Source organism: Arthrobacter sp. sptzw42, from assembly GCF_059089685.1.
This window is the reverse complement of the sequence record NZ_JBNHEX010000001.1, coordinates 144,087-162,480: the sequence shown is the minus strand read 5'-3', so window position 1 is coordinate 162,480 and position 18,394 is coordinate 144,087. Positions and strand designations below refer to the sequence as shown.

Here is an 18,394-nt window from a genome sequence, read left to right as displayed (position 1 = left end):
GAACAGCGTTACACCAACACAGAAAGAGAACCAACAATGCGAATGATTGGTAAAGCAGGAAAGGCCGCAGCGGTTGCTGCCATCGCAGCACTGGCGCTGACGGGCTGCGGACGCTCCGAGCCCAGCACAGGCGGCGGAACCGAAGGCGCAGGAGGGTTCGAACAGAGCTCCTCCATCGGCGTCGCACTCCCCCAGAAGACCAGTGAAAACTGGGTCCTGGCGGAGAAGCTGTTCAATGACGGCCTCAACGGGGCGGGGTTCAAGGCTGACGTGCAGTTCGCCAACGGCGGCGTGTCCGAGCAGCAGAACCAGATCAGCGCCATGGTCACCAAGGGCGCCAAGGTCATCATCGTCGGCGCCATCGACGGCTCGCAGCTGGGCACCCAGCTGAAGCAGGCCAAGGATGCCGGCGCCACGGTCATCGCCTATGACCGCCTGCTGCTGAACACCGAGAACGTGGACTACTACGTGGCCTACGACAACTTCAAGGTGGGCGAGCTCCAGGGCCAGGCACTGCTGGACGGCCTCAAGGCCAAGAAGCCGGAGGGACCGTACAACATCGAACTGTTCGCCGGCTCCCCCGACGATGCCAACGCCAAGGTCTTCTTCGACGGCGCCATGAGTGTCCTGCAGCCGAAGATCGACGACGGCACCCTCAAGGTAGTGTCCGGGCAGACCAGCTTCGAACAGGCTGTGACCCAGGGCTGGAAGGCTGAGAACGCCCAGCGACGCGCTGATACGCTGCTCACCGGCAGCTACACCAACGAGTCACTGGACGGCGTCCTCTCCCCCAACGACACCCTGGCCCGCGCAGTCCTGACCTCGGTCAAGGCCGCCGGCAAGCCGACACCCGTCATCACCGGGCAGGACTCCGAAGTTGAGTCGGTCAAGTCCATCATGGCCGGCGAACAGTACTCCACCATCAACAAGGACACCCGGAAGCTCGTTGAGCACGCCATCACCATGGTGAAGGACCTCCAGGCCGGCAAGGAACTGGAGATCAACGACAAGGACTCCTACAACAACGGCGTCAAGACCGTTCCCGCATACCTGCTGGAGCCGGTCATCGTCACCGCTGAAAACGTGAAGACCGCCTACGCAGGCGACCCGGTCCTCGAACCGATCACCAAGTAAGCAGTTTGACCACTGAAAGGCCCGGTCCCGCGTTGCGGGGCCGGGCTTTTCGTTGCCTGCCCAACAACGCTCCCGGTTTCCAGCACCGCGGTGAGAGGATGGCACCATGAGTGCGCCTATCGCCAAGCCATGGTTGTCCACGCAGTCCGACCAGGATCCCCGTACCGCCACCGGGACTCCCCTCCGCTGGGGCGTTATCGCCACGGGCGGGATAGCAAGGTCGGTATCACAGGATCTTGCCTTGTTGACCGATGCCGAGCTCTATGCCGTCAGCTCGCGCGCGCAGGACACGGGCGACGCCTTCGCCTTCGCCTACGGGTTCGGCCGGGCATACGGGGACGACGCCGGGGCCCGCGGTTACGAACGCTTGCTCGCCGATGATGCGGTGGACGTGGTGTACGTGGCGACGCCGCACGCCCAGCACCATGAGATCGTGCTGGCTGCGCTCAACGCCGGCAAACACGTCCTCTGCGAAAAGGCCTTCACCATCAATGCCCGGGAGGCCGCCGAGCTGATCGAAGTGGCCCGAAGCCGGGACCTCTTCCTCATGGAGGCCGTGTGGAGCCGGTTCCTGCCGGCCATGCAGCGGGCCTTCGACATCGCAGCCTCCGGAGAAATCGGGGACATCCACTGGGTTACCGCGGACCTTGGCTTCCCCGCCCCCTACTCCCCCACCGCCAGGCTCTGGGCCAGGCAGGATGGCGGCGGCGCACTGCTCGACATCTCCGTTTACCCCCTGCTCTGGGCCCTGGGAACGCTCGGTTTTCCGCAGACAGTCAGCGCCACAGGACATGTAAATGACGACGGCGTAGACGCCCAGAATGCCTTGACCCTCGGCTACAACCACGGCGCACAGGTGCAGCTCACATCGTCGCTGCTCGCCCACGGCCCGCGCACAGCCACCGTCGCGGGCAGCAAAGGCTTCCTGCAGAGCATCGGATCCATCAACAATCCGCGGGAGCTGATCATTGGAACCGGGTGGGACGAACGCCGCGTTGAAACCTTCGATCCGGTGGGTCGCGGATACACCTACGAACTGCGCGAGGTAACGCGCTGCATCCAGCAGGGCCTCACCGAAAGCCCGGTGATGCCGCTGGAGGACACCTTGAACACCATGCGTCTGTTCGATGGAGTCCGGGCGCAATTGGGGGTCAGCTACCCCAACGACGAATGGATTGTGACAAAAGCGTCGTCAGCATAAAACGGCACCGCCGCCGAGGAAGTGGCTCCGGACAGGCTGAATGCCCTGCCCCTGCCAACCTTTCCGGCATCAAGGCGGACCCCCGGCGTGTCGCAGAACATAAGCCGGCAGCTAAGCGTCCGTTTACTCCACCGCCCGTATAATTTGATCTACGACAGTGCCGCAGCGCACCGGGAGGAACGGGTCATGGTGGCGGAATCGCCTAGCTCCATCAAGAATGAAGTGGTTGGCGGACGTTATCGGTTGGGCGAGGTTATTGGCCGCGGCGGGATGTCATCGGTTTACTGTGCCCGGGATGAAAACCTGGGACGCGACGTCGCCCTGAAGCTCTTTGCCCCGCAGGCTCCGGACGCCGATGAACTGAAGCGGCAGGAAGCGGAAATACAGCTTCTGGCCACGCTCAACCATCCCGGGCTCGTCACGCTTTTCGACGCCGGAATTGATGACCGGATCCCGGATGAGCCCAGGCCCTTCCTCACCATGGAACTCGTCGACGGGCAGGACCTGCGGGCCCGCATCCGGCACAGCCAGGTACCACTGGAGGAACTCGCAGTGATCGGCGCTGGTATCGCCGATGCGCTGGCGTATGTCCACGGCCTCGGGATCATCCACCGGGACATCAAGCCGGCCAATATCCTGCTGGTCCAGATCCGGCCCGGGGAGCCGCTGCGTCCCAAGCTCACAGATTTCGGCATTGCCCGGATCGCTGACTCCACCCGGCTGACGGCCACGGGAACAATGGTGGGCACTGCCGCCTACCTCAGCCCGGAACAAGCCCTGGGCCAGCCCCTGTCCTCCGCCTCTGACATCTACTCCTTTGGGCTTGTACTGCTTGAATGCATCAAGGGGACTGTGGAATACCCGGGCGGCGCCGTTGAATCTGCCGTGGCACGCCTGCACCGGGCGCCGGAGATCCCCGAGGACCTGCCGGCCGAGTGGGCTGACCTGATCCGCTCCATGACAGCCATCGAGCCACTTGAGCGCCCGGCCGCCGCGGACATCGAGACGTCCCTCAGGCAGGCACTGGTTTCGCCGGCGTCCACCCCGGGACAGCTGATTCCCGAGACCACCAGGGTCCTGCCGGCAATGCCGTTTCACCCGCCCTCCATCACCGCTGAGGAGTCCGTGGATGAGCTCCGCGAGGCAGCCGGCCCCATAGAGCCGGCTCAAGCGGTCTCCCGCGCCGTCGGGGTTAACGGGAAACAGTCTAAGAAGGAGCGGTCACCCGGGCCCCGGCGCGGACGGTTGTGGCTGGCAGTGCTCCTTGGCCTCGTGGTGGTGGCTGCAGCCGTAGCAGCAGTGCTCGCGAGCCTGTCCGCCCAGTCCGCGCCCGACGTCGTGCCCTATCCCACGGTGACCGGCGTCCTTGGCGAGCACCTGGAGGAACTCCAGAAGAGCGTGGAGCCGTGAGCTTGAAGCTGACGGTAAGGCACGTCCGGGTTGCCGCGGCGTGCACGGCGGCCGGACTCCTGGCGGGCTGCAGTCCCAGCGACACCGGCCTGCAGGTTGCCGCTGCACGGCAACTCCAGGCACGGGTCCTGGAAGTAAGCGAGGCGTCCTCCAGGAATGATCCCGCAACGGCGATCAAGGCACTGGAGGGCCTGGAAGCGGAGCTGGCCGCAGCCCACGGCAAGGGCCAAATTTCAGAGGAACGGCGCCAAACCATCACCACCGTCGCCGCGGCAGTCCGCGCCGACCTCGATGAGGCCGTTGCGTCAGCGGCCAAGGCAGTGGAAGACGCGAGGATTGCCGAGGACCAGGCGGCCGCCCCGGCTTCATCGCCGTCCCCCGGGATGCCCGCACCGGCGCCGGAACCGGCGCCTGAGCTTACCCAAGCCCCGGCGCCCGAGCTTACCCAGGCCCCGGCGCCTGAGCTTACCCAGGCCCCGGCGCCTGAGCCCGCTCCGGCCCCCGCGCCTGAAACCGGAAATGACAATGACAAAAAGGACAACGAGGGCAAGGGTAAAGACAAAGACTGACCGCCGGGCCTCTGCGCCCGACGGCGTCGCGTCAGGTGCCGGCAACCGCCGGGTACGCTGAGCCGCTGCCACACATAAAAGAGGCGGTGCACCGGGAACGAACCCCGGGGCACCGCCTCTTTTGTATTGGCAGTCGGTTGAAGCAGCCGCCCTAGCTGAGGGTGGCGAGAACCTTGTTCAGCGTCGCGGACGGGCGCATCACGGCGGAAGCCTTCGCGTCATCCGGGTTGTAGTAGCCCCCGATGTCCACCGGGGAGCCCTGGACCTCAGCCAGCTCGCCCACGATGGTTTCCTCCTTGGAGGAGAGCTCCTCGGCGACGGGGCCGAACGCGGCGGCCAGGTCGGCGTCGTCCGTCTGCTTGGCCAGTTCCTCGGCCCAGTAGCGGGCAAGGAAGTAGTGGCTGCCACGGTTGTCCAGTTCCCCTGCGCGGCGGCTGGGCGACTTGTTCTCCAACAGGAAGGTGCCGGTGGCACGGTCCAGGGTATCGGCCAGGACCTGGGCCCGGGCGTTGCCCGTGGTGGTGGCCAGGTGTTCGAAGCTCACCGCCAGGGCCAGGAACTCACCCAGGCTGTCCCAGCGCAGGTGGTTTTCCTTGAGCAGCTGCTGGACGTGCTTCGGGGCGGATCCGCCGGCGCCGGTCTCGAAGAGCCCGCCGCCGTTCATTAGCGGAACAACGGAGAGCATCTTGGCGCTGGTGCCCAGCTCCAGGATGGGGAACAGGTCGGTGAGGTAATCGCGCAGGACGTTGCCGGAGACCGAGATGGTGTCCTCGCCCTTGCGGATGCGGTCCAGGGTGAACGCGATGGCCTTCACCGGGGACATGATCCGGATGTCCAGGCCCTCGGTGTCGTGGTCCTTCAGGTACTCGTTGACCTTGGTGATGAGGTTGGCGTCGTGCGGGCGTTCCTCGTCCAGCCAGAACACGGCCGGCGTCTGGGAGGCACGGGCACGGGTGACGGCCAGCTTGACCCAGTCGCGGATAGGCAGGTCCTTGGTCTGGCAGGCGCGCCAAATGTCACCCTCGGAGACCTGGTGTTCAATCAGGACGTTGCCGGAGCCGTCCACGATTTGAACGGTGCCGGCTTCTTGGATTTCGAAGGTCTTGTCGTGGCTGCCGTATTCCTCGGCTGCCTGGGCCATCAGGCCCACGTTGGGTACGGTTCCCATGGTGGTGGGATCGTAGGCGCCGTTCGCACGGCAATCGTCGAGGACCACCTGGTAGATGCCGGCGTAGGAGCTGTCCGGCAGCACCGCGAGGGTGTCCGCTTCCTTGCCGTCCGGGCCCCACATGTGGCCGGAGCTGCGGATCATGGCGGGCATGGACGCGTCCACGATGACATCGCTGGGGACGTTGAGGGTGGTGATTCCCTTGTCCGAGTCCACCATGGCAAGGGCGGGACCCTCTTCGAGGCCCTTCTTGATGAGGGACTGGACGCCTTCACGGACGTCTTCCGGCAGGTCCTCAAGGCTGCTGAGGATGGCGGCCAGGCCGTTGTTCGGGCTGATTCCTGCGGCTGCGAGCTGCTTGCCGTAGGTGTCAAAGAGCTCGGCGAAGTAGGCCTTGACCACGTGGCCGAAGATGATGGGGTCCGAGACCTTCATCATGGTGGCCTTGAGGTGGGCGGAGAACAGGACGCCCTCTTCCTTGGCGCGGGCAACCTGGGCCTTCAGGAACTCGTCCAGGGCCGCAGCGCGCATCACGGTACCGTCGATGACCTCGCCGGCCTGCACCGGGAAGGCCTTCTTCAGGACCTTGACCGAGCCGTCTTTCCGGACGAGCTGGATGGCGATGGTGCCCTCGGACTCGATGACAACGGACTTCTCGTTGGAGCGGAAGTCATCCTTGCCCATGGTGGCAACGTTGGTCTTCGAATCGGCGGTCCAGGCACCCATGGAGTGCGGGTTCTGGCGCGCGTAGTTCTTGACGGACAGGGGTGCGCGGCGGTCCGAGTTTCCCTCGCGCAGGACCGGGTTCACGGCGGAGCCCTTGATCTTGTCGTAGCGGGAGCGGACGGCAGTTTCCTCATCCGAGGACGGGTTGTCCGGGTAGTCCGGGAGGGCGTAGCCCTGGCCCTGCAGTTCGGCAATTGCTGCCTTCAATTGGGGGATGGAAGCGCTGATGTTGGGCAGCTTGATGATGTTGGCTTCCGGCGTCTTCGCCAGCTCACCGAGTTCAGCAAGGGCGTCACCGATCTGCTGCTCGGGCGTCAGGTAGTCACCGAAGACGGCGATGATGCGGCCGGCGAGCGAAATGTCGCGGGTCTCCACCTCCACACCTGCTGTCGAGGCGAACGCCTCGATGATGGGCAGGAACGAATAGGTAGCCAGCATCGGCGCTTCGTCGGTGTGGGTGTAGATGATCTTGGACATGCGCGGGCGTCTCCCTGTGGGTCGGCTTGGGTTGTGAAATTTGTTCAGTTTCACCATGTATAACCTACCCGAGGACAAGGGTTTGAACCCTACTGGAGCTTCTGGGTTACCCTGCCCGGGCGCAGGATTACAGCGATGGAAAACGTACGACGGCGTCCCGCACCCGGGTGCCCGCCCTGCCGAAATGTCCCAGCGCTTTCCCTCCAGCCGAAACCGGCCAGCCGGACCGCGTTGTGAGCTGGTCAAAGTACATTTACAAAAATTGACTGAGAGGATACATTCACATCGTCACTCTCGGCGCTTCCCACGTTTTCCCAGTTCAGACAGGACAACCATGACTCGCACAAGGTCCGCGGCCTTAGGCTTCCTGACCCTCTCGGCAGCCGCCGTTTTGGCACTCGGCGCAGCGGGCGGAGCAAGCGCAGCACCTGCCGGTTCCGACAAAAAGGACACCACCGCCTCCGTGGGCGGGGCGCTTGAGAGCACGGGCGCTGCCGAGTACTGGACCGAAGAGCGGATGCGGAACGCGATCCCGGGTGAGGTGTTGGCAGCCAAGGCATTCGAACGCAGCAACCCCGCCAACCCCGATACTGTCGAAAAAGGCCAGGATAAGAAGCCGAAGCCGGCCAAGGGCAAGCTGACCATCGCTGTGCGTGAGGCCCCTGTTAAGCACGTTGGCAAGGTGTTTGTTTCCCTGGGCAGTGGCGACTACGTCTGCTCCGGCAACGCCCTGTCGTCAGCTAACGGAAGCGTTGTGGCCACTGCCGCGCACTGCCTCAGTGACGGTCCCAACTCGAAACCCACAAGGTTCGTCTTCGTCCCGGCGTATGAGAACGGCCCGGCGCAGTACGGGGAATGGGTTGGAACGTCGTACCACCTGCCGAAAGAGTGGAACGAGACGGGCAGCATGAAGTACGACACCGGCTTCGTGGTGGTCACCCAGGACAAGAATCCTGAGCCCCTCACGGCGGTGGTGGGCGGTTCAGAGCCCCTCTTCGTCGGGCCCAGGGACGGCCTGACCATCGAGGCTTTCGGCTACCCGTCCTCCAAACCGTTCGACGGGCAGGCACTTTGGAGCTGTTCCGGAACCACCAGCCCGGATACCACCAACACCCAGTTTGAAAGCCGCGGCATTCCCTGCGACATGACCGGCGGCTCCTCCGGCGGGCCGTGGCTCGTCCAAGGCACCGACCCGTTTATGGCCGGGTATCAGAACTCAGTCAACAGCTACGGCTACAAGGGCGCCGGCGTTATGTACGGCCCGTACTGGGGGACGGAAATCCAGACGGCGTTCACCAGCGCCTCCCTTGCACCGGCCCTTGTTCCAGTCCCGTAGAACCTCTTTAAACAACGACGGCGCCTGCCCCCTTCGCGGGGACAGGCGCCGTCGGTGTTTATCCCACCGGGGCCCACGCCGTCATGGCGGCGGTGCGGCCTAGTGGAAGAAGTGTCGGGCTCCCGTAAAGTACATGGTGACGCCGGCCGCGTTCGCAGCAGCAATGACTTCCTCGTCGCGCACCGAACCGCCGGGCTGGACCACCGCGCGGACCCCGGCGTCGACCAGGATCTGCAGTCCGTCCGCAAACGGGAAGAAGGCGTCCGAGGCTGCAACGGCGCCGCGGGCTCGCTCGGGTGCTCCGCTCGCGCCTGAGCCTGCCGTCCCGACGTTGGTGGCACCGCCGGCACCGTCGACGTCGGACTCCACCGTCACGCCCAGCGTGTTCGCCCGCTCGACGGCCAGGCGGCAGGAATCCAGGCGGTTGACCTGGCCCATGCCGATGCCCACGGCTGCGCCGTCCTGGGCCAGCAGGATGGCGTTGGACTTGGCGGCACGGCAGGCGGTCCAGGCGAAGGCAAGGTCTGCGAGGGTCTTCTCGTCCGCGGCTTCACCGGCGGCCAGGGTCCAGTTGGCGGGGTTGTCGCCGTCGGCATCCACCTTGTCAGTGACCTGGACCAGGACGCCGCCGGAAACCTGGCGGATCTCCGACGGGTAGCGGCCGTAACCTTCCGGCAGGGCAAGCAGGCGGATGTTCTTTTTCTTGGACAGGATCTCCACGGCTTCGGGTTCGAAACCAGGCGCAATGACAACCTCGGTGAAGATGTCCTTGACGGTGTTGGCCATGCCGGCGGTCACCGTGCGGTTGGCTGCGATGACGCCGCCGAACGCGGACACAGGGTCACAGGCGTGTGCCTTGGTGTGGGCATCGGCAATCGGATCAGCGGCATCCGCGGAACCGACGGCAACGCCGCAGGGGTTGGCGTGCTTGATGATGGCCACTGCCGGCTCGGCGAAGTCGTAGGCGGCACGGAGGGCGGCGTCGGCGTCCACGAAGTTGTTGTAGCTCATGGCCTTGCCGTGCAGCTGGTCAGCCTGCGCGATGCCCGCCGGAGCGGCCTTGTCCACGTAGAGCGCGGCCTGCTGGTGCGGGTTCTCGCCATAGCGAAGGACCTCGGAGCGTTCCAGGGAGAGGCCGGCGTAGGCGGGCCAATCAATCACTCCGTCGCCGTCTTCGTCCAGGAACTGGCTCGCGGTCCAGGTGGCCACGGAGTTGTCGTAGGAGGCCGTGTGGGCGAACGCCTTGGCGGCCAGCCGCCGTCGGGTGTTCAGGTCAAAGCCGCCCTCCGCGGCCGCGGTGACCACCTGGCCGTAGAAGGAGGGGTCCACCACGATGGCGACGGCAGCATGGTTCTTCGCCGCGGACCGCACCATGGCGGGGCCGCCGATATCGATCTGTTCGACCACGTCGTCCTGGGCAGCGCCGGATTTGACGGTTTCCACGAACGGGTAGAGGTTCACTACCACCAAATCGAAAGGCTCGATCTCCATGTTGACCAGCGTTTCCATGTGCGCCTCAACGCGGCGGTCGGCCAGGATGCCGCCGTGAACCCGCGGGTGCAGGGTCTTGACGCGGCCGTCCAGCATCTCCGGTGAACCGGTGACTTCCTCAACCTCCTGCACAGGGATGCCCGCGGCAGCAATCTTCTTGGCCGTGGACCCGGTGGATACCAGCTTCACTCCCGCGGCATGCAGGCCCTGGGCGAGCTCCTCCAGACCGGTCTTGTCGTAAACCGAGATCAGCGCCCGGCGGATGGGAACACGGTCAATGGATACGCGCTCATGCTGCGTGAAGCTCACAAATGTCTCCGTCTTATGTCGCGGAACAGTGCCGCGGTTGGTGGGGATAGGGCCAGTTTATCGCGAAGTGCACTTTGCCCCGCGTGAAGGCTCCGTGCACGCCGAAGTGTGAACGCCACCGGGCCCGGCTAGAGTTCTTTCAGGAGGCGGCGATGAATACTTACACCACTGTGCCGAGCGGCGAACAGGTGGTCCAGGAACTGCCCTGGCGATGGAAAGTCCAGGGCAGGATTTTTTTGATCGGGGGCCTCGGGTTCATGTTCGATGCCTGGGACGTGACCTTGAACGGCATCCTCATTCCGCTGCTTTCCAAGCACTGGGCACTCACCCCGGGCGAGGTGGCGTGGGTGGGGACGTCCAACCTGATCGGAATGGCTCTTGGCGCTTTCGTCTGGGGCACCATCGCGGACACCATCGGGCGGAAAAAGGCGTTTACTGCCACGCTGCTGATCTTTTCCCTCTTTACGGTGCTGGGCGCCTTCTCCCCCGACTTCATCTGGTTCTGCATTTTCCGGTTCATGGCCGGGTTCGGGTTGGGCGGCTGCATTCCGGTGGACTACGCCCTGGTGGGTGAGTTCACTCCCCGCAAACAGCGCGGCAAAGTGCTGACGGCCATGGACGGATGGTGGCCCGTAGGTGCCGCTTTGGCCGGCTTTGTGTCCGCCGGGCTCGTGGCCCTGTACGGCGACTGGCGGTTGACCATGCTGGTGATGGTGCTGCCGGCGCTCCTCGTCTTCTGGGTCCGCCGGAGCGTTCCGGAGTCCCCGCTGTTCCTGATCCGTAAGGGCCGGCGTGAGGAAGCGGCCAGGGTCATTGATGAGCTGGTGGCGGCAACCGGTGCGGAAGCCCGGGCCTACAGCCTCCCCGACGCCAAGGAAGTGCCGCGGCTTTCCGCCGGCAGCGCCTGGCATCAGTTGCGGCTCGTGTGGCAGTACAACTGGAAAATCACCGCTGCTGCCTGGTCGCTGTTCTTCTCCATCCTGCTGGTGTACTACCTGTCCCTGACCTGGATGCCGCGCATTTTGATTGGTGCCGGCTTTGCCGAGTACAAGGCGTTCGTCACCACCGCGTCCATGGCCGCCGTCGGGCTCCTTGGTGTGATCGTGGCGGCCCTGCTGGTGGAGCGGGTGGGCCGCAAGTGGATCCTCGCCATCACCGGGCCGCTGTCCGCACTGACCCTGGTGATCGTGGCCATCGTGGTGGACATCCCGACGGCGGCAGTGTTCTGGCTGCTGGTGTTCGGGTTCGTGGTGCAGGTGGCCATCCCGGTGCTCTACGCCTACGTCTCAGAGCTCTACCCCACTGAGCTGCGGGGAACGGGCTTTGGCTGGGCCTCCACGTTTTCGCGGCTCGGCGCGGGTTTTGGGCCGTTGATTTTCGCGAACTACTTCTGGCCGGAACTGGGCCTGGCCACATCCTTCGCCCTCGCGGGGGGCTTGGTGCTGCTGGCCGTTTTGTGGATGGCGTTCTTCTCCCCGGAAACCAAGCAGCGCCGCCTCGAATAACCCGCTCCCCTCCTCCCCCCTCCCCTCCCAACTGACTCGCAGTTGTTGTCGTTTTGAGCCCTCAAAACGACAACAACTGCGAGCTACTTTTCCGGCCAGCCCCGGGCGACGAGTGCGCAGCGGACCTTGCGGACCGCGGCCTTCGCCTCGAGCTGCATGTGGCGCTTGGATATCCTCACCAGCAGCCAGCCGGCACGGCTGAAGTCCTCTTCGCGGGCAATGTCCCGGTCAATCTGCGCCGCCTCCGAGTGTCCCTCGCCGTCGTACTCCACTGCTACCTTCTGTTCCGGATAACTCAAGTCGGGTTGCCGTACGACGCCGGCACTCAGTTCCGTGGGCGTGTTCAGCAGGGGTTCGGGCAGGCCATTGTCCTCCAACGCAAGCCGCAGCCTCGTTTCCGGGGCGGAGTCTGACCCCACTTTCGCCTGATCCAGCGCCACCCTGGCCTTCCTGATGCCCGGAGTTCCCTTGTGCCGGTCCAGCATGTCAGCCAGTCTTTCCCGGGTGGCGTATGGCTCCTTCCGGCCCTCAAAGTCGAGCCGCGGAATCCGGAGCAGGTGGTCCGCCACCACTGTCAGCTCCGTGATGCTCATTCGCCGCGAGCAGTCCAGCCAGGTCCGCAGCCTGCTGGTCACCAACAGCCCGTCGACGGACACAATCTCGTCGTCGAAGAACTGTCCCACATGGCCCACTACGCCCCTGCGACGTGGGATGGCCATCGTGTCGGGCCGCGAAATGTGGATGAGCGGATCCGTTGCTGCGGGCAGAAACCCGGGAAACTGCCAGAACGTAAATGCTGTGGCATGGGACGCGGCTGAAAACTCGGTCACGCGCGAAAACGGACGGATGGCTTCCGGTGTGAACCGCTCCGCCGGAGCGGGTGGGTCATGAGGCTCCCGTATGCCACGGCTGGGTGAGTACAGCGCCCGGTGCCGTAACCGCCTGAGGCTCACGCCGGCGTCGACCGCCTCCTGGAACGTGAAAGGTGCTACGGCCAGCTGCTCGGGCAGGGGACGAGGGGTCTTCACCACTCAATGCTGGCACCCCTGCAGTGCGCTTTCGCGGTTGTCCACAGGCTGAAGCGCAGCCCGCCATCTGACTCGCAATAGTTGTCGTTTTGCGGGTTCAAAACGACAACAAATGCGAGCTAGTTGGGGAGGCCGGAGCGGGGGGTTGCAGCGAAGGAGGCCAGGGTGGACACCAGCAGCCGGCGTTCCACCACCTTGATGCGCTCGTGCAGGCTTTCCTCGGTGTCTGACTCTTCGATGGCCACGGCCTCCTGGGCGATGATGGGGCCCGTGTCCACCCCGGCGTCCGCCCAATGCACGGTGCAGCCGGTCACCTTCACGCCATAGGCCATGGCGTCGCGCACGCCGTGGGCCCCGGGAAAGGACGGGAGAAGGGCGGGATGGGTGTTGAGGTATCTGCCGCCGAACGCGTCGATGAACCCCGGGCTCACAATCCGCATGAACCCCGAGGAAACCACCACATCGGGCTCGAACCCCGCGACGGCCTCGGTCAGGGCAGCGTTCCACTCAGCCCGGTCCGGGTAGGCCTTGAAGTCAACCACGAACGTCGGGATGCCGGCCGCCGCAGCCCGCTCCACCCCGAAAGTGCCTGGCCGGTCGGCACCGACGGCGGCGATCTCGATGTCCAGTTCCCCTGCCTTAACCGCGTCGATAACTGCCTGGAGGTTGGACCCGGTTCCGGAAACGAGGACGACGATACGCATGGCACTAGCTTATGGGCAGCCTCGCGTAGGCTGGAAAACATGAACAGCACACCGGAACCGGCTGGATGGCAGCGCACAAAACAGCCGCTCAGCGAGGCAGCGAAGGCCTCGCTTGCCAAGACTCATACTCTGTTCCGGATCTTCGTGGTGACGGTGCTGGGAGCGTTCTTCGTCTACCAGCTGGACGTCAACTACCTTTGGCTTACAGCACTCCTGACGGCCGCGAGCATTGCCCTTGGCGTGGTTCTGCTGGTCCGGGCAGCACGGTTGAAGGAGTCCCGGCTGGTCCTCATTGGTACGATTTCCGGCCTGGTGGTGTCCGCCATCATGGTGCTGCTGATCCTGGTCACGTCGCTGTTTCTCAACGAAATAAGTGAGTATCAGGCGTGTGTCGGACGGGCCCTGACTGACCAGGCGCAGTCGGCATGCCGCGTGCAGCTGGAACAATCCTTGCCCTCGCAGCTCCCCTAGAGCCGCCTCCCCCGGAAGGCAGCCCACAACCTATCGGACCAATTCAGCGTCCTGTTCCACTGCCGGGTGCTCACGTTCCAGCCACGGTCCGGCCGCGTAGCCAATGACGACGCCGGCTCCCACCTCCGCCGCCACCCAGACTCCCGTCCATAACGGGTCGGGTCCGATATCCGTGAGGCGTCCAATCCCCGCGGAGCCACGCGCCAGCCAGGCCAGAGCGGCAGTCAGCAACCCGGCCGCCAGTCCGCAAAGAATCCCGAGAACCAGGGTTGAAACGGCGGCCGTGAACCAGCGCACCCGGACCTTGATGGCAAGCCATTCGTCGAAGTGGTTCTCCCCTTCCCGGAGGAACCACCAGCCCGCCAGGACACCGGCCAGCACCGGGACGATCAAGGCAACAAACGCGTACTCCAGGGGACCGGACGGGATGGCGGCGAGCACCGGAATCGAAGGCAGCGGACCGACGGCGGTCCCCAGCGGGCCCACCTGGGAACCGGCGCCCATGGCAAAGCCGGAACCCGACGTCCAGGCCAGGGCAAAAACGACGAGGTTTGGCAGGAAGCCCAGCTGCGCGATGGTGAGTGCGGCACCTCCCACCGCGCCGGCGTCGAGCGCTTCGTACACCGCGACCACGAGGTTCCAGTGGATCAAAAGGTCAACGGCCAGCAGCACCGCGGCCAGTACCAGGGCAGAAAGCACCGCAACAAAACCGGCCTTCGCGGCCGAGGCGAGATAGGACCCGGCCCAGCGGGAGTGCTGGCTGGTGCGGGAAATCCAGTCCACCGCGTCGACGCCGATCAGCCGGCTCCAGGAGCCGGCCTCGCGCCGTGCGCCGACCACCATGCCCAGGGCGAAAGGAATAAGGGGGATGAACATTGCGTGCCACGCATTGATCCCGACGTCAGGCGTGCGGCAAATGAAGCCGGTCGCCGCTCCGAAGGCCGAGTACACCACCCAGGACCCGAGGAGTGCCTGCCACAGCTGGTCCGTATAGGAGGCACGGGCCAGCCGGCGGCCGGCGCGCCAGGCAAGCAGGAAAGGGATCAGGGTCAAACCAAGCGGAACGAGCGCGAGCAGTCCGGCACCGGAAGCGGCGGCGGACTCCGAACCAGCAGCAGTCAGTTCCAGGGGCACGCCATGGACCAGCAACCAGGACTGCCCGGCCAGGCGCGCCAGGAAATCGAAGGCTCCGTCCTGGAAACCGGCGGTAGCCCAGACAGCGAGGATTGGCGCCAGCACCACCAGTGCCGAGATGAAGGCTGCCTGGGCCGTTTCAACGGCGCCCTGCAGCCACAAGGGCATGGGAAGGCCACGGTTTCCGGTCTGATCAGCGCGCAGTTTCATCGATGTCCATGGTGTCACGGGCACGTGTCTTGGCCCGTGACCGACAGGCGCAACGCCGCGGCCGACTGGATGTTCAATGGGGCTCGTGCCGGCGCTTTTCGCAGTGGTCCGCCGTAAAATTGAAGCGTCCACTATTAGTGGTTGGAGGCAAGAAAATGACTACCGCATCCCACCATGCGCACGGCGTTCACTTTGGACGGGCAGACGTCCAGAACGTGGGCATGGGAGTGGGGATCGTTTTGATGCTGGTGGGCGTCCTGGGGTTCATCCCCGGCGTCACCACCCAGTACAGCGAACTGATGTTCCTCGGACCGGCTTCGCACGCCATGTTCCTCGGGCTGTTCCAGGTGTCCATGCTGCTCAACATTGTGCAGCTGGCCATCGGTGCAACCGGCTGGGCGATGTCCCGTACAGAACATGGAGCACGGAACTTCCTTCTGGGAGCGGGTGCGCTGTACATCGTCCTGGCCATTTTCGGGCTCATTGTCGGAGTCGATTCAGCGGCCAACTTCCTGTCGCTGAACGTGATGGACAACTGGACCCACCTGGTGCTGGGCGTTGCAATGATCGCTGCCGGCTGGCTGTTCTCGAGGAACATGACCGCCGACAGGAGGTAGCCCGGAATCCGTAACCCGGGAAACAGGAGCCGCGAATGAGAGAAGAACCCTAAGTTCTGAAGATATTCGTCCTACTGGCTGGTGCAGTCGCCGCTTTCCGGGCGGCTGCACCAGCATCTCCGCGGCCGGCAGGCACCAGCAGCAGGCCGACCCGGCACAAGAGAAATACCGCATGCACAACGACGCCGGAAGCCCCCAAGTGGACTCCCGGCGTCGTTTGCTGTGGCTGCCTGGCGCCGGTCCGTTCAGCGGCGCGTCAACAGTACTTTTATGCGGGGATCAGAGCCGCCGGTCGTCATCGCGGCGCAGGTCGCGGTCGATGCCGTCGCCGTCGGCTTCGATGTGCTCCTTGCGGACTTCCTCGTTGACCGTGACGTTCTCCTGGACAACGTCCTTGTCGAGGCGCACGCGCTCCACCGGGACCGTTTCCTTCTGAACCACGGGGCGTTCCTCGTGCAGGATCACTTCGTGTTCCTCTTCGCTGATGTCCGGGCCGTCGAGGGCCGCTCCGCGATTGGCGTCCGTGATGGGCTCGCGCTCCAGGCGGACTTCTTCACGCTGCACCGGGACGGTCGTGGTGACGTTTTCCGTGGTGACGTACTTCCGGAGCCTTGCCCTGCCGGCAGCCTGCCGCTCGGTGCCCACGCGGAGCTGTTCCTCTGAGCGGGTCATGGCGTCATCGGTGGTGGGGCCGGACGTGTCGTGGCCTACGGTGTCTCGGTCGGATGCGTAGCCTGCGGTCCCGGCGTTGGGAGTGCCGGCGTTCAGGTCTGCATCACCTTGCAGGTCCACATCGCCACGGGTGGTGTCCGAGTAGGTCCGGGCACCACGCTCGTAGTAGGTGTACAGCCGGTCCTCTTCCTCAGGGGTGAGGTGTCCGTCGACGTCGACGCGCGGGGCGTCCTTGACGTGTTCCTTGCTGTAGGGAACCACGAGGTCATCACCCTGGGTGTGGGCGCCTTCAACGGGGACGAAGGACTGGGAAGTGCCGAAAAGTCCCGTCTTGACGGTGACCCATGTCGGCTCGCCCGTGTCGTCGTCCGCGTACAGCTGACCGATCGAGCCGATCTTCTCGCCGTCGGAACCGACGACGTTGCCGCCCTTGTGGAGCAGGCTTTCAATGTTTTCCCTGTTGAGCATGACGTCTCCTTGGATTTGTCGTTGCGCTGGGCATAGCTGGCCATGGATGTCCCGGCACCGGTTATCCCGGCACTCGGCCTCCGCCCTCTCTGCTGAAGGCTGTGCGCTAGCTGCCCCCCTACCGTAAGCATGCTTAGCATCAAAAGGGAAGTCTGCTTAGTAATTTATTTCGTGTTGGCCTCTGTAACCAGGACTGACCAGCACCTTTCCGGGCAAAAAGTCTGGCGCCTCATGGCAGCGACACATGCCGGTGTTCGAGTCCCAACAGCGAGGCCGCGGCCTTGATGTCCGCGGCCCGGTGCCCAAGGCACAGGGCCCAGTGGTGACCGATCCCGGTCTGGCTCCACCGGTCCACCCAGATCCCTGGATCCCCGCCGAAGTTCACGCGCGAAGTAGTGTTTCCGATGGCCAGCAGCGGACCCGGAACCACCGTCCCTTCCGACGTCACGAAAACGTACTTGCCATCCGGGTCCTGGCCCAGGCCGAGGGTGGTGACAGGACCGGGCTGGACGTCGAACTCGACCGAAACTCCCCACCCGCGCTTGCCGTGATAAACGCCCAGACCACGCAGGAGTGGATCCTTTGAGGAGACAGCCAGGTGTGCGGGGCCGTCATGCCCCATCTCCACCACGTTGTCGAAAAAGTTCAGGGCTTGGATCTCGGTGAAGGAACCGCCGGCGCCGATGGCTTGGGCAGCGAGCATGGCAATGGAGGTCCGCAGCTCGTACTCCCCTGCCATGGGAATTCCACGGGCCGTCAGGATCGAGGAGCCCAGGATCATGCCGGCGCCCAGCCGCTCATGCTGCTCCCCCGCGAGTCCGCGGTGGTAATAAGCAACAGAGTCCAGGTCAAAGTCTTCCACCAGCCGGTCCAGCCCGACTGAAACCCTGGCACCCCAGGCGAAGTCGTCGTCGTTGACGGACTCATCGAGGACGAACAGCTCACGGGCCAGGGAGAGCCGCTCGGACACCTCGGCGTCGGTCACGGCCTTCACCCGTTCCCGCAGGTCATCAAATTCGAGCACTTCCACGTGGGATCCGAAGCTCGTCGAGACGGTGGTGAGGTCGGTGGCGACGTCCAGCATGCCCGGATACAGGTGCCCCATCAATCCGTGCCGTGCGTTTCTGAGCCTGGCCCGGACGCCTGCTGCGTGGACCCACTGGTTGATCCGTTCCCAGGCCGAGTCCTGCTTCAAATGCCCTGAGACGGACCTGAAATCGATCCCCGCCCGGCGGAAAACGTTAGCTACCTCAGGCACCGGGCATTGGCCGCAGTAGGCCAGCCATGCACCGGTGTCGAAATTTGCGTGGTCCATCGCTTCGGTGGGCTGAAGGTCGATGACCAGCACCGGGCTCCCGGAGCGCTGGGCTACGGGCAGAACCATGGAGGACGTCAGGTAGGTGGCGAGGAAGATGACGATCAGGTCGCAGTCAGCCTGCCGGAGCTTCTCCCCCGCCGTAACGGCCTGGGTGGCATCGGAGATGAAGCCCGCGTCCACCACCTCCGCGTCCAGCTCTCGAAAGCGGGAGGTGACGTACCGGGCTGAATCCTCAAGCTGGGGCAGGAGGTCCGGGAACTGGGGCCAGTACGCACCCAGTCCCCCGGATACCAGGCCGATCCGGGTGGGCCGCCGCCGGTGGGGCTCCAGCAGTTCCGCAGCGTTCCTTTTGGTGGGCGACATGGCAGCCTTCCCTTCCGGGGAATTTCTTGCTCAACACGAGGCCGCGGAACGCCGGGCGGGCCATGGGAGCCCGCCCGGTGTGC

At 64.7% G+C, this 18,394-nt stretch carries 15 protein-coding genes; 8 read left to right on the top strand and 7 right to left on the bottom strand.

What is annotated here, in order from left to right:
• Nucleotides 1–36 precede the first annotated feature (36 nt).
• From AC5RT4_RS00750 to AC5RT4_RS00735, 4 genes are all read left to right on the top strand, one after another.
• Nucleotides 37–1,134 carry a substrate-binding domain-containing protein gene (locus AC5RT4_RS00750; protein WP_494041103.1) on the top strand — a complete coding sequence of 366 codons (1,098 nt, stop codon included), beginning with the start codon at nucleotides 37–39 and terminating at the stop codon, nucleotides 1,132–1,134.
• 106 nt (nucleotides 1,135–1,240) lie between these two features.
• The gene (locus AC5RT4_RS00745) at nucleotides 1,241–2,335 is read left to right on the top strand and encodes a Gfo/Idh/MocA family protein (RefSeq protein WP_494104578.1); all 1,095 of its coding nucleotides are present in this window, start codon (nucleotides 1,241–1,243) and stop codon (nucleotides 2,333–2,335) included.
• A 186-nt stretch (nucleotides 2,336–2,521) separates the two neighbouring features.
• Entirely contained in the window at nucleotides 2,522–3,745 is a 1,224-nt protein-coding gene (locus AC5RT4_RS00740) for a serine/threonine-protein kinase (RefSeq protein WP_494104728.1), read from the top strand.
• Nucleotides 3,742–4,314: an FIMAH domain-containing protein gene (locus AC5RT4_RS00735; RefSeq protein WP_494104577.1), complete on the top strand. Its 573-nt coding sequence runs from the start codon at nucleotides 3,742–3,744 to the stop codon at nucleotides 4,312–4,314. Before AC5RT4_RS00740 ends, AC5RT4_RS00735 begins: the two co-directional genes overlap by 4 nt.
• Before the next feature lie 151 nt (nucleotides 4,315–4,465).
• Here AC5RT4_RS00735 and AC5RT4_RS00730 read toward each other — a convergent pair whose 3' ends face one another.
• Nucleotides 4,466–6,685, bottom strand: coding sequence for an NADP-dependent isocitrate dehydrogenase (locus AC5RT4_RS00730; RefSeq protein WP_494104576.1), 2,220 nt, complete (start codon nucleotides 6,683–6,685; stop codon nucleotides 4,466–4,468).
• Between the two features lie 334 nt (nucleotides 6,686–7,019).
• On the opposite strand from AC5RT4_RS00730, the gene AC5RT4_RS00725 reads away from it, so the two are divergent.
• Nucleotides 7,020–8,021, top strand: a complete 1,002-nt coding sequence (locus tag AC5RT4_RS00725; protein ID WP_494104575.1) for a trypsin-like serine peptidase — start codon at nucleotides 7,020–7,022, stop codon at nucleotides 8,019–8,021.
• A gap of 99 nt (nucleotides 8,022–8,120) precedes the next feature.
• Here the strand turns inward: AC5RT4_RS00725 and purH are convergent, their stop codons facing one another.
• Nucleotides 8,121–9,821: a bifunctional phosphoribosylaminoimidazolecarboxamide formyltransferase/IMP cyclohydrolase gene (gene purH / locus AC5RT4_RS00720; RefSeq protein WP_494104574.1), complete on the bottom strand. Its 1,701-nt coding sequence runs from the start codon at nucleotides 9,819–9,821 to the stop codon at nucleotides 8,121–8,123.
• Nucleotides 9,822–9,973: 152 nt separating this feature from the next.
• On the opposite strand from purH, the gene AC5RT4_RS00715 reads away from it, so the two are divergent.
• Nucleotides 9,974–11,326, top strand: a complete 1,353-nt coding sequence (locus AC5RT4_RS00715) for an MFS transporter (protein ID WP_494041110.1) — start codon at nucleotides 9,974–9,976, stop codon at nucleotides 11,324–11,326.
• Nucleotides 11,327–11,409: 83 nt separating this feature from the next.
• On the opposite strand, the gene AC5RT4_RS00710 is transcribed toward AC5RT4_RS00715, so the two are convergent.
• Both AC5RT4_RS00710 and purN read right to left on the bottom strand, forming a co-directional pair.
• Nucleotides 11,410–12,354: a hypothetical protein gene (locus tag AC5RT4_RS00710; protein WP_494104573.1), complete on the bottom strand. Its 945-nt coding sequence runs from the start codon at nucleotides 12,352–12,354 to the stop codon at nucleotides 11,410–11,412.
• 119 nt (nucleotides 12,355–12,473) lie between these two features.
• Nucleotides 12,474–13,058, bottom strand: coding sequence for a phosphoribosylglycinamide formyltransferase (gene purN / locus AC5RT4_RS00705; RefSeq protein WP_494104572.1), 585 nt, complete (start codon nucleotides 13,056–13,058; stop codon nucleotides 12,474–12,476).
• A gap of 39 nt (nucleotides 13,059–13,097) precedes the next feature.
• On the opposite strand from purN, the gene AC5RT4_RS00700 reads away from it, so the two are divergent.
• The gene (locus tag AC5RT4_RS00700) at nucleotides 13,098–13,529 is read left to right on the top strand and encodes a hypothetical protein (protein WP_494104571.1); all 432 of its coding nucleotides are present in this window, start codon (nucleotides 13,098–13,100) and stop codon (nucleotides 13,527–13,529) included.
• A gap of 30 nt (nucleotides 13,530–13,559) precedes the next feature.
• Here the strand turns inward: AC5RT4_RS00700 and AC5RT4_RS00695 are convergent, their stop codons facing one another.
• Nucleotides 13,560–14,873, bottom strand: a complete 1,314-nt coding sequence (locus AC5RT4_RS00695; RefSeq protein ID WP_494104727.1) for a cell division protein PerM — start codon at nucleotides 14,871–14,873, stop codon at nucleotides 13,560–13,562.
• 155 nt (nucleotides 14,874–15,028) lie between these two features.
• Here AC5RT4_RS00695 and AC5RT4_RS00690 point away from each other — a divergent pair, with 155 nt between their 5' ends.
• Nucleotides 15,029–15,490, top strand: coding sequence for a DUF4383 domain-containing protein (locus tag AC5RT4_RS00690; RefSeq protein ID WP_494104570.1), 462 nt, complete (start codon nucleotides 15,029–15,031; stop codon nucleotides 15,488–15,490).
• A gap of 279 nt (nucleotides 15,491–15,769) precedes the next feature.
• On the opposite strand, the gene AC5RT4_RS00685 is transcribed toward AC5RT4_RS00690, so the two are convergent.
• On the bottom strand, nucleotides 15,770–16,630 hold the full coding sequence (locus AC5RT4_RS00685) for a DUF2382 domain-containing protein (RefSeq protein WP_494041116.1): 861 nt from the start codon (nucleotides 16,628–16,630) through the stop codon (nucleotides 15,770–15,772).
• Between the two features lie 229 nt (nucleotides 16,631–16,859).
• The gene (locus tag AC5RT4_RS00680; protein ID WP_494104569.1) at nucleotides 16,860–18,311 is read right to left on the bottom strand and encodes an arabinose isomerase; all 1,452 of its coding nucleotides are present in this window, start codon (nucleotides 18,309–18,311) and stop codon (nucleotides 16,860–16,862) included.
• Nucleotides 18,312–18,394 lie beyond the last annotated feature (83 nt).

Excerpts from the sequence above, each read along its gene's own strand:
- AC5RT4_RS00750 (WP_494041103.1), top strand. The coding sequence starts at position 37 with ATGCGAATGATTGGTAAAGCAGGAAAGGCCGCAGCGGTTGCTGCCATC.
- AC5RT4_RS00745 (WP_494104578.1), top strand. The coding sequence starts at position 1,241 with ATGAGTGCGCCTATCGCCAAGCCATGGTTGTCCACGCAGTCCGACCAG.
- AC5RT4_RS00740 (WP_494104728.1), top strand. The coding sequence starts at position 2,522 with ATGGTGGCGGAATCGCCTAGCTCCATCAAGAATGAAGTGGTTGGCGGA.
- AC5RT4_RS00730 (WP_494104576.1), bottom strand. The coding sequence starts at position 6,685 with ATGTCCAAGATCATCTACACCCACACCGACGAAGCGCCGATGCTGGCT.
- AC5RT4_RS00725 (WP_494104575.1), top strand. The coding sequence starts at position 7,020 with ATGACTCGCACAAGGTCCGCGGCCTTAGGCTTCCTGACCCTCTCGGCA.
- AC5RT4_RS00715 (WP_494041110.1), top strand. The coding sequence starts at position 9,974 with ATGAATACTTACACCACTGTGCCGAGCGGCGAACAGGTGGTCCAGGAA.
- purN (WP_494104572.1), bottom strand. The coding sequence starts at position 13,058 with ATGCGTATCGTCGTCCTCGTTTCCGGAACCGGGTCCAACCTCCAGGCA.
- AC5RT4_RS00700 (WP_494104571.1), top strand. The coding sequence starts at position 13,098 with ATGAACAGCACACCGGAACCGGCTGGATGGCAGCGCACAAAACAGCCG.
- AC5RT4_RS00695 (WP_494104727.1), bottom strand. The coding sequence starts at position 14,873 with ATGAAACTGCGCGCTGATCAGACCGGAAACCGTGGCCTTCCCATGCCC.
- AC5RT4_RS00690 (WP_494104570.1), top strand. The coding sequence starts at position 15,029 with ATGACTACCGCATCCCACCATGCGCACGGCGTTCACTTTGGACGGGCA.
- AC5RT4_RS00685 (WP_494041116.1), bottom strand. The coding sequence starts at position 16,630 with ATGCTCAACAGGGAAAACATTGAAAGCCTGCTCCACAAGGGCGGCAAC.
- AC5RT4_RS00680 (WP_494104569.1), bottom strand. The coding sequence starts at position 18,311 with ATGTCGCCCACCAAAAGGAACGCTGCGGAACTGCTGGAGCCCCACCGG.